11 protein-coding genes and 1 pseudogene are annotated in these 13,729 nt (G+C 70.4%); 5 read left to right on the top strand and 7 right to left on the bottom strand.

Translation table 11 applies throughout. The features are described from left to right. Positions 1-59: 59 nt before the first annotated feature. Positions 60-680, top strand: a complete 621-nt coding sequence (locus ACTWPT_RS56390; RefSeq protein WP_443185805.1) for a YigZ family protein — start codon at positions 60-62, stop codon at positions 678-680. 37 nt (positions 681-717) lie between these two features. Here the strand turns inward: ACTWPT_RS56390 and ACTWPT_RS56395 are convergent, their stop codons facing one another. Continuing rightward, positions 718-1,947: an isochorismate synthase gene (locus ACTWPT_RS56395; protein WP_443185806.1), complete on the bottom strand. Its 1,230-nt coding sequence runs from the start codon at positions 1,945-1,947 to the stop codon at positions 718-720. Between the two features lie 217 nt (positions 1,948-2,164). Here ACTWPT_RS56395 and ACTWPT_RS56400 point away from each other — a divergent pair, with 217 nt between their 5' ends. Continuing rightward, positions 2,165-2,998, top strand: a complete 834-nt coding sequence (locus ACTWPT_RS56400) for an SGNH/GDSL hydrolase family protein (protein ID WP_443185807.1) — start codon at positions 2,165-2,167, stop codon at positions 2,996-2,998. Here the strand turns inward: ACTWPT_RS56400 and ACTWPT_RS56405 are convergent. Together ACTWPT_RS56405 and ACTWPT_RS56410 are read right to left on the bottom strand one after the other, a co-directional pair. Beyond that, positions 2,995-3,708: an HNH endonuclease family protein gene (locus ACTWPT_RS56405; RefSeq protein ID WP_443185808.1), complete on the bottom strand. Its 714-nt coding sequence runs from the start codon at positions 3,706-3,708 to the stop codon at positions 2,995-2,997. The genes ACTWPT_RS56400 and ACTWPT_RS56405 overlap by 4 nt on opposite strands. A gap of 299 nt (positions 3,709-4,007) precedes the next feature. Next, positions 4,008-4,415 carry a hypothetical protein gene (locus ACTWPT_RS56410; protein ID WP_443185809.1) on the bottom strand — a complete coding sequence of 136 codons (408 nt, stop codon included), beginning with the start codon at positions 4,413-4,415 and terminating at the stop codon, positions 4,008-4,010. 539 nt (positions 4,416-4,954) lie between these two features. Between ACTWPT_RS56410 and ACTWPT_RS56415 the strand changes: the two genes are divergently transcribed. Then, positions 4,955-5,203 (top strand): hypothetical protein, encoded by a 249-nt coding sequence (locus ACTWPT_RS56415; RefSeq protein ID WP_443185810.1) that lies wholly within the window; start codon positions 4,955-4,957, stop codon positions 5,201-5,203. A 77-nt stretch (positions 5,204-5,280) separates the two neighbouring features. Here ACTWPT_RS56415 and ACTWPT_RS56420 read toward each other — a convergent pair whose 3' ends face one another. Together ACTWPT_RS56420 and ACTWPT_RS56425 are read right to left on the bottom strand one after the other, a co-directional pair. Beyond that, complete coding sequence (locus tag ACTWPT_RS56420) at positions 5,281-6,216, bottom strand: DUF2332 domain-containing protein (RefSeq protein WP_443185811.1); 936 nt, start codon at positions 6,214-6,216, stop codon at positions 5,281-5,283. Positions 6,217-6,337: 121 nt separating this feature from the next. Then, positions 6,338-6,808, bottom strand: a pseudogene (locus tag ACTWPT_RS56425) (hypothetical protein); the annotation flags it as partial. 50 nt (positions 6,809-6,858) lie between these two features. On the opposite strand from ACTWPT_RS56425, the gene ACTWPT_RS56430 reads away from it, so the two are divergent. Both ACTWPT_RS56430 and ACTWPT_RS56435 read left to right on the top strand, forming a co-directional pair. Beyond that, on the top strand, positions 6,859-7,158 hold the full coding sequence (locus ACTWPT_RS56430; protein WP_443185812.1) for a hypothetical protein: 300 nt from the start codon (positions 6,859-6,861) through the stop codon (positions 7,156-7,158). 948 nt (positions 7,159-8,106) lie between these two features. Next, the gene (locus tag ACTWPT_RS56435) at positions 8,107-9,027 is read left to right on the top strand and encodes a S1C family serine protease (RefSeq protein ID WP_443185813.1); all 921 of its coding nucleotides are present in this window, start codon (positions 8,107-8,109) and stop codon (positions 9,025-9,027) included. On the opposite strand, the gene ACTWPT_RS56440 is transcribed toward ACTWPT_RS56435, so the two are convergent. Continuing rightward, positions 8,987-10,405, bottom strand: a complete 1,419-nt coding sequence (locus tag ACTWPT_RS56440; RefSeq protein WP_443185814.1) for a glycosyltransferase family 4 protein — start codon at positions 10,403-10,405, stop codon at positions 8,987-8,989. The two genes, ACTWPT_RS56435 and ACTWPT_RS56440, sit on opposite strands and share 41 nt — an antisense overlap. Positions 10,406-10,564: 159 nt before the next feature. Then, on the bottom strand, positions 10,565-13,729 hold a 3,165-nt coding region (locus ACTWPT_RS56445), incomplete at its 5' end, for a S41 family peptidase (protein ID WP_443185815.1).

Here is a 13,729-nt window from a genome sequence, read left to right on the forward strand (position 1 = left end):
TGGAATGAACGTGATGGTAGCCCGGATGGTTCCGGCGGCGACGGCATACCCTGTCGGATGTGCCTGCTCCGTACCTCACTCTCACCACCGCCGTCGAGCACGAGACCGAGGTGCGGCGATCGCGCTTCATCTGCGCCGTGGCGCCCGCGCGGACCGTGGAGGAGGCGGCGGCGTTCATCGCCGGCCGGCGGCGAGAGCACGCCGGCGCCACCCACAACTGCACCGCCTACGTCATCGGGCAGCGCGTCCAGAAGGGCGATGACGACGGGGAGCCCGGCGGCACCGCGGGCACGCCCATGGTGCAGGCCCTGGTGGGGCGGGGGTTCAGCGACGTGGTCGCGGTGGTGACCCGCTACTTCGGCGGCGTGCTGCTGGGGGCGGGCGGGCTGGTGCGGGCCTACGGGTCGGCGGTGACCGAGACCCTGGACCGGGCCGAGCCTGTGCGGATGGTGCCGGCCAAGCGGGTCCGCGTCTCGGTGGCGCACGACCAGGCCGGGCGGGTGGAGAACGATCTGCGGGCCTCGCGGTACGCGGTCGAGGACGTGGTGTACGCGAGCGACGTCACGTTCTCCGTCGCGGTGGGCGAGGACGAGGTGGCGAAGTTCGCCGACTGGGTGGCCACGCTGACGGCCGGGCGGGCACGCGTGGCCGTGGGCGAGGACGTCCACGTCCCCGCCTGAGCGGCGTCGGCCGGCCCGCGAGCAGAGCCGGTCGGGCTCAGCCCTCCAGGGCGTACTGCATGACGCGGAACTTGGCCTGTGCCTCGGCCAGCTCGGCTGCCGGGTCGGAGTCGCCCATGATGCCGCCGCCGGCGAACAGGCGGGCGCGGCGGCCCTGGATGAGCCCCGAGCGCAGCGCGATGCCCCACTCGCCGTCGCCGTGGGCGTCGATCCAGCCGACCGGCCCCGCGTACCCGGCGCGGTCCATCCCCTCCAGCTCGCGGATGACCTTGATCGCGGTATCGGTCGGGGTGCCGCCGACGGCCGCGGTGGGGTGCATGGCGGCGACCACGTCCAGCACCGACGCCCCGTCGGCCAGCCGGCCGCTGACATGGCTGGCCAGGTGCTGGACGTTGGGCAGCATGAGCAGCTCGGGCTCGTCCGGGGTGGTGAGCGACGAGCACAGCGGGGCGAGGGTCTGGCGGACGGAGGCGATCGCGCATTCGTGCTCGTGCCGGTCCTTCGCCGAGGCGAGCAGCGCGGCCCCGCGGGCGACGTCGTCGGCCGGTCCGGTGCCGCGCGGGGTCGTGCCGGCCAGCACGAGCGACTCGATCTCCTGCCCGGTGCGCCGGATCAGCAGCTCGGGGGTGGCGCCGACCAGGCCCGCGACGGAGAACGTGTAGCACTCGGGGTAGCGGCGGGCCAGCCGGCCGAGCAGCAGCCGCACGTCGATGGGGCGTTCGGCGGTGGCGACGAGGTCGCGGGCGAGCACGACCTTCTCCAGCTCGCCGTCGCGGATGCGCTGGGCGGCGCGGGCGACGACGTGCTCCCACTCGGGGGCGGAGAGGCTGCCGTCGCCGTAGCTGATGCGGCCGGGGTCGCGCAGGGGCGAGAAGGTCGGCAGTGGCGCTTCCCCGACGGTGGTCAGCCAGGCGTGGCCGCCGCGGCGGGCGAGCACGGTCTGCGGCACCACCAGGACCGAGCCGTCGGCGTCCTCGTCGAAGGTGAAGCTGCCGAAGGCGACCGGGCCCGAGCCGGGCGTGCGCACGGCGTTGTCCACGTGCGCGTCGCCGAACACGTCGGCCAGCCACTGCCGGGCCCAGGCGAACCTGCCCGGTCCCGGTGGCACGGCGACTCTGGCGGCCTGACCCCAGCCGACGAGTCCCTCGCCGTTCCTGATCCAGGCGTACGGCGCCGTCCTCGGCAAGGAGGTCAGCAGGTCGCCGGGGTCGCCGACAAGTGCGGTGCGAACCGGCAGCGGGCGGGTTGTTCCGAGCGCGACACTCACTCAAGACATGCTATTCGCGAGCTGAACATGTTCGACTCGGACCCCCGTGAATGCCACGTTACGGCAAGCGAACTCGGAAAAAACCGGACACCATCCAGGATTGGGCACAGCCTGATCGCCTTCGGGCTGTCAAGCGGCCATATGAAGACGGTCCTGAAATGACAGACCTTGCCTCGACGCCATAGTCCGCGCATGATCGGCTCTCTACCTTGGGGCCATGATCGCTCGCCTGGGCCCCGTCCTCGCCGCGGCCGTCGTCCTTTCCGGTGCGCCTCCGGCGCAGGCTGCCGCCGCGCAGCCCGTACCCGAGATCATGGCCGCGCTCGGCGACTCCATCTCCACCGGATTCAACGCCTGCGGCTGGTACGTCTCCTGCACCTCCCGCTCGTGGTCGGCGGGCGACCACCGGGAGATCACCAGCCACTACCTGCGCCTGTCGAAATTGTCTGGAACGCTCCACAAGCACAACCTCAACTACGCCGCCCCCGGCTCCACCAGCGCGGACCTGCTCGGCCAGGTGAAGAAGGCGGTCGCGGCCAAGGCCGACTACGTGACGATCCTCATCGGCGCCCAGGACGCCTGCGCGCGCTCCGAGCAGGCCATGACGCCGGTCCCGACCTACCGGCGGCGGCTGGAGGCGGCGCTGGCCGAGCTGCGCGCCGGCATGCCCAGGGCCAGGGTGCTCATCGCCAGCATCCCCGACCTGCGCCGGCTGTGGCAGGCCGGCAGAGGGAACCCGCTGGCCAGGACGTTCTGGACGCTCGGCCGGGTCTGCCCGGCGATGCTGGCCAACCCGTCCTCCACCCGGCGGGCCGACACCGAGCGCCGCAACCGGGTCCGGGATCGGGTGATCGCCTACAACCAGGCCGCCGCCCAGGCGTGCGCCGCCTACGGCCCCCGCTGCGACACCGACGGCGGCGCCGTGTTCGCCTTCCCCTTCACCCTCGACCACGTCAGCAAGTGGGACTTCTTCCACCCGAGCGCAGCCGGGCAGCGGGCCCTGGCCGAGCTGACGTTCAAGAACGGCTTCGACTGGATCGACCCCCGTTAGCGACACTGGGCCAGCATCGTCTTCTTGTCCGCCGCGGTGACCGGCACGTTGTACTTGAACGCGACCTGAGCGAAGCGGGTCACGTACGCGCAGCGGATGCGCCGCTGCGGCGGCAGCCAGCTCGCCGGTCCCGAGGCGTCCTTCTGCTCGTTGGCGTCACCGTCCACCGGCAGCAGGTTGAGCGGGTCCTGGGCGAAGTCGAGCCGCTTGGACATGGGCCAGCGCGGCGCGCCCATGCGCCAGCCGTAGTTCAGCGGCACCACGTGGTCGACCTGCACCTCGTCGGCGTTGTCCTGGTGCCAGTAGATGGTCCTGCCGGTGTAGGGGTCGTCCAGCGTCATCGACACGACCTCGCAGGACGAGCCCTCCCGGTACGTCACGTCACGGCCGTCGCGGGCCAGCAGGTCGTCGCGGGTACGGCACCCGTTGCCCCCGTACGGCACACCCGTCGCCGTGTCGGCCCAGTTCTCCCCGTACCGGGTGCGTTCGTACCCGGTGTTGGGGCCTAAGCCCTTGACGCGCAGCTGCTGGATGAGATCGCGTGCCTTGGCCTTGTCGGCGTCGGAGGTGATGGGTGCCAGGCCGGGCAGCGTGCCGCTGATGTTGCCCAGTGGGCTGGCGGCGGTGGCCGGCGGGGTCTTGGTGGTGCCGACGAAGGAAACGACGATGATGGCACCCGCGAGAAGGGCGATGGCGTCCTTCGTGCTCAACCGGTCCTCCGTGAGCTTCCCAGTTGTCTAGAGAAATTCCCGGGTTTTACCGTTTTGACACGGGGAGGGTTGTGTGACTGATCGTCGCCGGACGTCGATCTCCACGTTCCCGCACAGCGCGCCGAGCGGCGCACAGTCGCCCGATTGAAAGAGGTCTTCTCCGACTTTGCTCTGCTGAGTCGCGGGGTATCCGGGCCGTCCTCGGAAGTGCTCTGCGCCGCCAGAATCGCTGATCTGGTGCTCGCTGCGAGCATGGGCATGTTCCGAGGACGGCCCGCCTTCAGGAGGCGGGAGGCTCGTCATCCGGCGATGAGGTTGCCCTTGGCGTCACGATTCACGTTCTGCGGCACGCCAAGTTTCCTGAGGTAGAGGTTCAGCGCCGTCACGACCGTGGTCTGCGCGCCCTGGCCGGAGTAATCGCAGGAGTGCCAGAGCCGGGCGCGAGTGAGGGGGATCACCCGCACGGAGACCATCACTAGATCGGGGTCTTCGCCGGTGCCGTTCGGCCGCCGGTTGCGCCGGTTGCTGTAATCGTGCGGCATCTGCTCGGTGAACCCAGGGTTGCTTTCGGCGAACTCGGCCGGGACGCCCAGTGCGTCGGCGTAGTCGTTGATCGCCGCCTCGACCACGCCTTTCGGGCCCAGCCCCGTCATGTCGCAGGCGTATGCCACGCGGTCGTCGAGATGCGTGTGGACACGCACCGACACTGTCGCCCACTTGGTCTGTTTCTTGGTACGGCGCGGCTGACCGGCACGCGGTGTCTCCTGCAGAGCCGCGGACCTCCGACGCCTGGTGCTGGAGGCCGGGAACAACTCAGTAGGAGCTGCGTCGCCAGCTGTGGAGGACTTCCTAGGGGCCGCCATGCGGGTCCGATCTGGCGAGCTGGGGCGGGCTGTGACGCTTCTAGTCAACCGCCAACCGCTGCAGTTGCGCAAGCGGACACGCTTACGTCTGGATTGCCGTGATCTCTCCCTTGCGAGCAGGAGGAGCAGCCGCCCCGGCAGGCCGAATCCGGCTTCGTCGTCTGCCGATGGGGCCTGGCGCGATTGCTCATGCTTTCGCGTGTCCGGGCCGCGTGCCACAGTTGGCGCACCCCCACCCCCGGGGCCGGCGTGGCGGGGTGCGCGGGAGGTGTTCGGTGACCGATTCTTCACCCTCCCCCTGATGTGGACGGCGTGGCAGAAGTCGGGCGCGGTCGCGATGGGGCTCATCGTCGTGGTCGAGTATGTCCCGCACATCCTCATCGGTGCGTTCGGACATCTCCCACCTGCCAGGAACGGAACGACTGCGGGTGTTCTCGGTCGAGCTGACCGGGCTGCACGTCGCGGGCATGAGCAGCATGCTGTTGCTGCCCGCCCTCATCGCGTCGCGCCTGGCCCTCGCCCTCGCGGGGGCTGTCACCGTGCTCGCCGGCATGCTGGCCTGGCTGCTGTGCAGGATGCGTGCGGGTCAGTCGGTGGAGACGCGCTCCGAGGCCGCGGCGGCACGGGCTTAGAAGTCCTAACAAATGATCCAGGACCGTGCTTAGTTACAGTCGAGATCGTTGATCTTGGCGCCGGTCGCCCAAGCGCATTACGCGAACCAGCTGATCGCCTGCCCGTGTGGTCGGGCCCAGGCGAGCGGGGTCCCGTCCAGCGCGAGCACGTTGTACAGCTCCTCGCCCGGCGGCATCGGAAGCGTGTCGTAGGGCAGCACGTCCGGGGCCTCGTTCGCGATCCAATGTCCGGGTAGCCCGCGTACCACCTCGGCGAACGTTACCCGTCGCGGCGTCGGCACGTGGTACAGCACCGAGCTGTGGAACACCACCAGCGTCGCGTCGGGTGGGGACTGCGCAGCCAGTGCCGGCAGGTCGTCTACCAGGTCGCCCCGTACGAGCAGCGGCGGGTCGGCTGCGACGACGGCCGCCGCCGCCCGCAGTCGGGCGCGGCGATGCGTGTGTTCCGGCCAGATGAGGGCGTCGAGCCATGCGAGATCCGCGGGGTCGGTCACATCAAGCGGGTTCAGGTCCAGGCCGGCCCGCCACACCACCTGGGGCAGGCCGGTCGGCGGCGCCATATTAGTGGCCGTGCAGGCAAGGACCGGGTCGCCGGAGCCGACCAGGTGATCGCCGTAGCGGTAGGCGTACCGGTCGGGGTAGAGGCACAGCCCAGCGGACGCGCCGACCTCCAACAGCGCGAGCGGCTGTGGTAGCGCGGTGAGCACCGGTAGCAGGACGGCACACCGTCCGGCCTCGTTCGTCTGCGTGGCCCGTGTGCGCATCTCCGCCTCGATCACCGGCCAGTTCGCCACCGTGTAATCATGGAACGCGGCCGGATCCTCGACCGGCCCGCCGAGCAACCGGACTACGCCGAACAGCAGGTTCGGCTGCCGCTTGGCCGGCGGAAGCACAGCGAGCAAGGTCAGGAGCTCGCGATCCCGCGTCACCGCGGATGCCAGGCGCTCGTACGCGGGCGACACGCCGTGGGCCTCGCGCGCGGCGAAGTCGGCGTAGACCGAAGCGATCGTCATATGCCGATGATTGCAGTGAACTTCTTTTGGACTCGCATCCACACGATGGGCGCGGTCCTGCGGCGACCGTGCGCCGGTAGGCGCCCAGCTCCTGCGACGGGTGCGCACGGCCCGCCCACGTCTCGTTGTCGGTGAACGCCACGAAGCCGTCCACCTCCATCCGCTGCTCACGCGCCCACCGGAACGGCAACGACAGGTCGGTGCCGCCGCCCGAAGGCCGCCAGCTCTTGATCTCACGCAGATTGGTGGGCGGCGTCACCCGCGAGGGGTGGACGCTGGTGTCCACGTCGATGACGTGCACGTTGCCCCGCTCGATCCGGGCAAGCATGACGGCCATGGCAGAACCCACCTCGTATGGCGTGCCGATGGGTGAGCCGCCGACCATGACGCCACCCCAGCTCATCGAGCCGGAGGAGTCCACCGCGACCAGCAGGCGCCGGCCGCTGGGCTGGACGGCGCCGAACGCCAGCTCGTACGTCTCCTCCAGCGCATCCTGGATCGCCGGGACCGGCGCCCACGTCTGCACGTCGGCGCGCGGGTTGGGCCGGGCGCGGCCGGAGCCGTACACGCGCAGCGCCAGGAAGGCGTCCATCGGGTGGATGCGCGCCTTCAGCAGCGCGTCGCGGTCGGTCGCGCGGCGTGGTGACGGCCTTCGCGGTCAGGAACCGGTCCACGGACTCCAGCACATCGCGCGCCTCCTCGTCGGAGACGTTCCCGGCGATCCAGCCGAACAGCCGCCCCCGCTCCGGGCTGTCCGCCTCAGGGTGGGCGATGCGCAGCACGTCGCGCAGGTGGGACGCCTCGCCCTGCGGGGTCTTGCGGTGGCGGGGGCGCGCCGTCGAGATGTCGGCAAGCAACTGCACGACGCGCGGACCGTTCTCGGCGATCGCCTGGAACAGCACGCTGGCGTTCTCGGCCGTCAGCCGGTCCTCGGACACGTAGTAGGTGCCGCCCGTGGTGCCGAGGATCAGGAAGTCTTCCAGCTTGCGCCACAGGTCCATGGCGAACACGTAGCCGCCCGCCGCGTTCCGCACCTGGTCGGGGCGGCCGGGCAGTGGCTGCGTCTGCGGCGTGGCGCTAGCGGAAACGCTTGCGAGAGGGTCACGGTTGCGGGCCATGGAGTGCCTCCTTTGGTTCGACCCGCTCGGGTGGCGGATGTGGGGAGGGGAGGGCGGATGTGGGATGTAGACCGGCCGTTAAGCGTGCTGCCACTTACACCACGAGTCGCACGAGGCGACTCGCCAGGACTCGAACCCGGACCACTCGCTCCCGAAGCGATAACCGATCAACTTCGACCCGCCCTCCCCAAGCTCGTCAACCCTGCCGGAGGCACGGATGTGGGGCTCTGGCCGGGCGCCCAGCCGACCTGGGCATCCTGACCCACGAGTGGGCCAGGAAGGAATCGAACCTCTACCCGTGTGGTAACCGGCCAGATTCGACCCGTGCTCCCGGCACGGCTGACAAGCGAACCGGTGAGGTCCGGAGAAGACACGGATGTGGGATGTCCACCGCCGTTCAAGTGCTCTACCGATTGAGCTACCGAAGCAGCGCTCCGAGCTGGACTCGAACCAGCAACCACTCACTTAACAGGTGATAAGCGACGAACTTCGACCCGTGTCCTCACCGAACCGCACCGCCGACCGCCGAGCCGGGAGCGGGTACGGATGTGAGAAGCGGCACCGGATGTGATCTTTTTACAGAAGAGATAACCGACGCCATTCGACCCGTACTCGCTATGAGCCCGATGGGATCGGGGATTCAGAGCGTTGACTGATCGAAACCGTAGCATGGGAGGCAGAAGGCACCGCAAGTGAATTTGCTTGCATCATGCGCGCCCATCTGGCCCGAGCGGAGTTAGCGTGTAATCCTGTAAGCAAAGGAGTGCACGTGATGGCGGAGCCCCTCGACGCCTATTCGCGCGTCGTCTCTTCCGTGGCGGCCGAATTGCTGCCGAAAGTGGCCAGCGTGCGGGCCGGCCGGGGCAGCGGGTCCGCGGTGGTCTTCACCGCCGACGGGTTCCTGCTGACCAATGCGCACGTGGTCGGTTCCTCCCGCGCCGGTACGGTCGCGTTCGCCGACGGCACCTCGGGTGACTTCGTGGTGGTAGGTCGCGATCCGCTGTCGGATCTGGCGGTGATCAGGGCGCAGACGGCCACGCCGGCGCCCGCCTTGCTCGGCGACAGCGACGAGCTGGTCGTCGGGCAGATGGTGGTGGCCGTGGGCACGCCGCTCGGGCTGGCCGGGTCGGTGACGGCCGGGGTGGTGTCGGGGCTGGGCAGGTCGTTGCCTGCGCGCAGCGGATCCAATGTGCGGCTGATCGAGGACGTGATTCAGACCGACGCGGCGCTCAACCCGGGCAACTCCGGTGGGGCGCTGGCCGACTCGCACGCGCGGGTGGTCGGGATCAACACGGCCGTGGCCGGGGTCGGCGTGGGCCTGGCCGTGCCGATGAACAGCACGACCCGGTCCATCATCGCCGCGCTGATCAGGGACGGCCGAGTGAGGCGGGCGTTCCTGGGGCTGGTGACCTCGCCCGCGCCGCTGCCCGAGCAGCTGCGGCGACGTACCGGGCAGGACGGGGCGCTGCGCGTGGTCGAGGTGGTGCCGGGCTCGCCCGCCCACCTGGCCGGGCTGCGGGCGGGCGACCTGGTGCTGAGCGCGGGCCGCAGCCCGGTGGGCGATGCGCAGAGCCTGCAGCGGCTGATGTTCGCGGACGCGATCGGGCGGCCGCTGCCGATCACCGTCTATCGCAACGGGGCGCTGGTCGATGTCATCGCTGAGCCGGTGGAGCTGACGGGCTCTGGGGTGTGACGCCGGACGCGGCCGGTGGCGGCTCATTGGACGGCGTCCCGCTCGGCGACGGGGGCGTGGCCGGTGGCGGCTCATTGGACGGCGTCCCGTCCGGCGACGGGGACGCGGCCGGTGGCTGGGGTCTGACGTACGTCCCGTTGCGGCGGGCCAGGAGCTCGCCCAGCAGCGCGTCCCACTGCTGCCCGATCACGTCCGGGTCGTACGTGTGCGCGGTCTCCAGCGCCCCCGCGGCCAGATCCCTGCGCAGCTGCTCGTCCTCGATGACCCGGGTGATGGCCGCCGCCAGGTTGGCGTTGGTACGGGGCTTGACGAGCAGCCCATCCACCTCGTGGCTGATCATCTCCTTGGGGCCGTGCGGGCTGTTGAAGCTGACGATCGCCAGCCCTTTGGCCATGGCCTCCAGGATCGTCATGGGGAAGCCCTCGTGGCGGGAGCTGAGCACGTAAATGGACGCCTTCTCGAGTTCGGCGCCCACGTCGGAGGTGGGGCCGGGCATCTCGACCTTGCCCTCGAGCCCGGCTTCGATGATCTGCTGGCGCAGGTTGTCCTCTTGCGGGCCGGCGCCGAAGATGCGCAGCTTCCAGTCGGGGTGGGCGGCGGCGACGGTCTCCCAGGCGGTGATGAGCCGGTGGAAGCCCTTGATCCGGGTCATGCGGCCGACCGCGATGGCCACCTTGGCGTCGAGCTTGGCCACGTCACCCGACATGGGCGGTACGGCGTTGGGGATGCGCACCAGCTTGCGCGGCTTCTTCGGCAGCGTCTCACGGTAGTCGCGCAGGTCGGCCTTGGTGAGGGTGACCAGGGCGTCCAGGCGGCGGTAGCGCCACTTGACGAGCTCCTGGATCGGCTCGGCCTGGGTACGCAGCGCCACGTGCTCCTGCCCGATCGTGATGACGCCGGGCGGCGCCAACTGGGCCAGAGCCAGGTTGAGCCCGGGCCGGGTGGCCATCAGCACGCCGCTGCCGAGTGAGCGGACGTACCGGGCCAGCTTGATGTCGGTCCACAGGTTGAAGCGGTGGAAGGCCGACTCCTCCTTGGGGATCAGCCTGCTGGGCACCTTCGACAACACCGCGCGCAGCGGGTCGGGGCTGGGGTTGAGCCGATCGTCCAGGAAGCGGAACCTGACCCGCGGGTCGATCGGGAAGAACGGCTCCTCCGCCTCCTTCAGGATGCTCACGATCTCCACGTCGTGCTCCCTGGCCAGATAGCTCGCCAGGTTGAACACGGTCCTGATCGTGCCGCCCATGCCGTGGGCGTGCAGCAACAGGATGCGGATCTGCTGGGTGGAGGGCGGCGGCGCGTTGCGCGCCCTGCGCCGGTTGTACCCCCGATAGAGCCGGACCGCGGCCGACTTTCCCTTGCGTGCCAGTGCGCGCACCTGACAAGTCCCCCTTTAGGACCGAAGAAGTCAACAACACACGTGGCCAGGGACAAGAGTCATGCCCTTGCCCCCGGCCATTGTCCCGCATGGGCGGAGTGCACCATTCATCCCCTGTGCGCTTTCCCCACCACTGATCTTTAGACGCCCGCTACGCACTTAAGGTTGCATTCGCGGCCTATGTGAGGGATCGGGGGTATGCGGGGGTTGCTCGGCGAGCAGCTCGAGCGCGACGTCGATGGCCTGCTCCAGCTGCGTGTCCACGCCCCGCGCGTAGTCCTGCGGGGTGATGTCGACCTCGATGTCCGGGTCGGTGCCGTAGTTCTCCACCTGCCAGCCGACATCGTCGAAGGCGAAGGAGAACTCCGGCTGCGTCGTCACGGTGCCGTCGGCCAGCTGGTGCCGCGGCCAGATCCCGATGACCCCGCCCCAGGTGCGCTTGCCGACCAGCGGGCCCAGCTTCAGCACCTTGAAGGTGTGGCTGAAGATGTCGCCGTCGGAGCCCGCCCACTCGTTGGTGAGGGCAACCAGCGGACCGCGCGCCGACTCAGGCGGGTACGGCTCCGGCGCCCCCCACCTGGGGTAGTCGTAGCCGAGCCGGCGCCGCGACAACTTCTCCAGCAGCAGCGCCGACACGTGCCCGCCGCCGTTGAACCGCACGTCCACGATGAGCGCGTGGCGGTCGTACTCGGCCAGGAACCCCCGGTGGAACTCGCCGAACCCGTCCGTCCCCATGTCGGGCACGTGCAGGTAGCCGACCCGGCCGGCGGAGCGCTGGTGGCATCGGGCGCGGTTGAGGTTCACCCAGTCGCGATAGCGAGCCGGCTGCTCGTCGGCGATCGCCCGCACGGTGACCGCGAAGACCCGCTGCTCGCGGCGCAGGGTCAGCTCGACCTCCTCGCCGGCCTGGTTCACCAGGCGCTCGTTCGGGGTGGCCGCCGCGCCGATGGGCGCGCCATTGATCGCCAGGACGGCGTCGCCCGGACGTACGTCCACGCCGAGCCGGTTGAGCGGCGAGGTGGCCGCCGGATCCCACGGGTCGCCGGTGACGACGGCGCGGATGTGGTAGACGCCGTCGCGGTAGTCCCAGTCCACGCCGAGCTTGCCTTGGGTGTATTCGGGCCCGGGACGGTATTCGCCGCCGCTCTCGTAGGCGTGGCTGGTGGCCAGCTCACCGTGCAACTCCCACAGCAGGTCGGAGAACTCGCCCCGGGTCGTGACCCGGTCGACCAGCGGCTGGTAGCGGTCGTAGACGGCCGGCCAGTCCACTCCTGCCATGTCCTCGGTCCAGAAGTTCTCCCGCTGCAGCCGCCACGCCTCGCGGAACATCTGCCGCCACTCCGTCTCCGGGCACACCGACACCTTGACGCGCGACAGGTCGACCCAGCCGCTCTCGCGGCCCGGGCGGACCTCGTCCACGTCCGGCGCCTCGCCGGCCTTGACCACCCGCAGCCTGGAGCCCGCCCGGTACAGCAGCGTCTTGTGGTCGCGGCCCAGCTCGAAGTCGGTGACGCCGTCGGCGAACGTCTCCTTCTGGCCCTTGGCGAAGTCGTACAGATGCAGGGTGTTCTCACCCTCCGTGTGGCTGGCGAGGATCAGCACCTTGCCCTTGAGCCCGGCCAGCCGCTCGTAGCGGCCCTCGGGCAGGGGGAACGCCGTGACGCGGCGGACCAGCCCGTCGACGTCCACGTGCAGCGGCTCCGGCTCCTCGCCGTCGTCCTCGTCCTCCTTCTGCTCCAGCGGGCGCGGCTCGCGGACGAACGGGTCCGGCGCGTCCGCGCGCAGCGCCACCGCGTACGGGCGGGTGCCCAGCGGGAAACCCAGGTCGAACTGGAGCTGGTCGTAGACGGGGGAGAAGGTCCGCTGGCCGATGAAGTACAGGTAGCGGCCCCGCGGGTCGAACGCCGGCCGCGAATCCTTGAGCACCGGCTCGGTGGCCTGCACGGTCAGCCCCGTCTCCGGCTGGTGCAGCTTGATCGCGCTGGTCTGGGCGTTGAGCGGGGCGGCGTAGGCCAGCCACCGGCCGTCGTGCGACCAGGCGAGGTCATCGGGCGAGCCGTGCGGGTTGGCCTCGATCAGGTCGGAGCGGCCGCTGGACAGGTCGAGCAGGTGCAGCTCGAGGCGGTGGTTGACGATGGCCACCCGGTCGTGCGCCGGGTCGGGGACCAGGGCGTTGATCCGGCCCAGCCTGGCCACCTCCGTGCCGGGGCCGCCCTCGCCGCCTTCGAGGATCACCAGCTTCTCCTCGAGGCCGTCATCGCTGGCCGCCGCGATCAGCCGCCGGCCGTCGTTGAGCCAGGTCAGGAACCGGTAGCGGACGCCGTCCTCGGCGCCGTGCTGGTGGACCGGGCCCTCCCAGTTCGCCATCGCATACGCCTTGCCGCGCGCCGTGATCGCCAGGGCGCTGCCGTCGGGGCTGAGCGTGGCGTTGTCGAGGTAGTCGGCGGCCTCGACGAAGCGGCGGTTGCGCTGCGTGCGTGCGCTGGCGAGCCGCACGTCGAGCTTGCGCGGCCGCTCCCCGGGATCCAGCAGGTACAGGTCCGCGCCCGCGTGGTAGACCAGCCGGTGCCCGTCGCCGGACAGGTTGCGCGCGTAGTAGTCGTCGTGGTGGGTGTGCCTGCGCAGGTCCTGGCCGTCGGGGTCGCACGAGTAGACATTGCCGACACCCTCGTGGTCGGAGATGAAGCACACCCGGCCGTCGCTCCAGCAGGGCGAGGCGAGGTTGCCGGGCAGCCTGATCAGCCGCCGGAACTCGCCCGCGCTGCTCGGGTCGATCCACAGGTCGCCGACGGTGCCGCCGCGGTAGCGCTTCCAGCGGGCCGGGTCGGCGGTGTTGCGGCCGAGCACGATCATCCCGTCGGGACCGTAGGCGATCGAGTTCGCCGGCCCGTACGGCAGCCGCTCCGGCACCCCGCCGGGCGCCACCCGGTGCAGCCACTTACGGCCCTCGAACGGCTGGGCGGCGTCGCTGGCGTACAGGACGCGGCCTTCGGGGTCCCAGCCGGTCACCGTGCAGCGGGCGCCGTGGAAGGTCACCCGGCGGGCCGCGCCGCCGTCGGCCGGCATGACGTACACCTCTTCTGGGCCCTCTTCCCGGCCGACGAACGCCAGCTGGTCGCCGCGCGGTGAGATCCGCGGATAGCCGGCCTCGGCGAGCCCGGTGGTCAGCCGGAAGGCCCGCCCGCCCTGGGCGGAGACCATCCACAGGTCGTCTTCGGCGGCGAAGACGACGACGTCGTGGAAGACGGCGGGGAAGCGCAGGTAGGCCGGCATCGGCAGCAGCTCCACGGTCGATCGACAGCCCGGCGGGGGGGGGGGGGGGGG

It is taken from the genome of Nonomuraea sp. 3N208 (assembly GCF_052245935.1).
In the GTDB taxonomy this organism is placed as follows: Bacteria; Actinomycetota; Actinomycetes; order Streptosporangiales; family Streptosporangiaceae; genus Nonomuraea.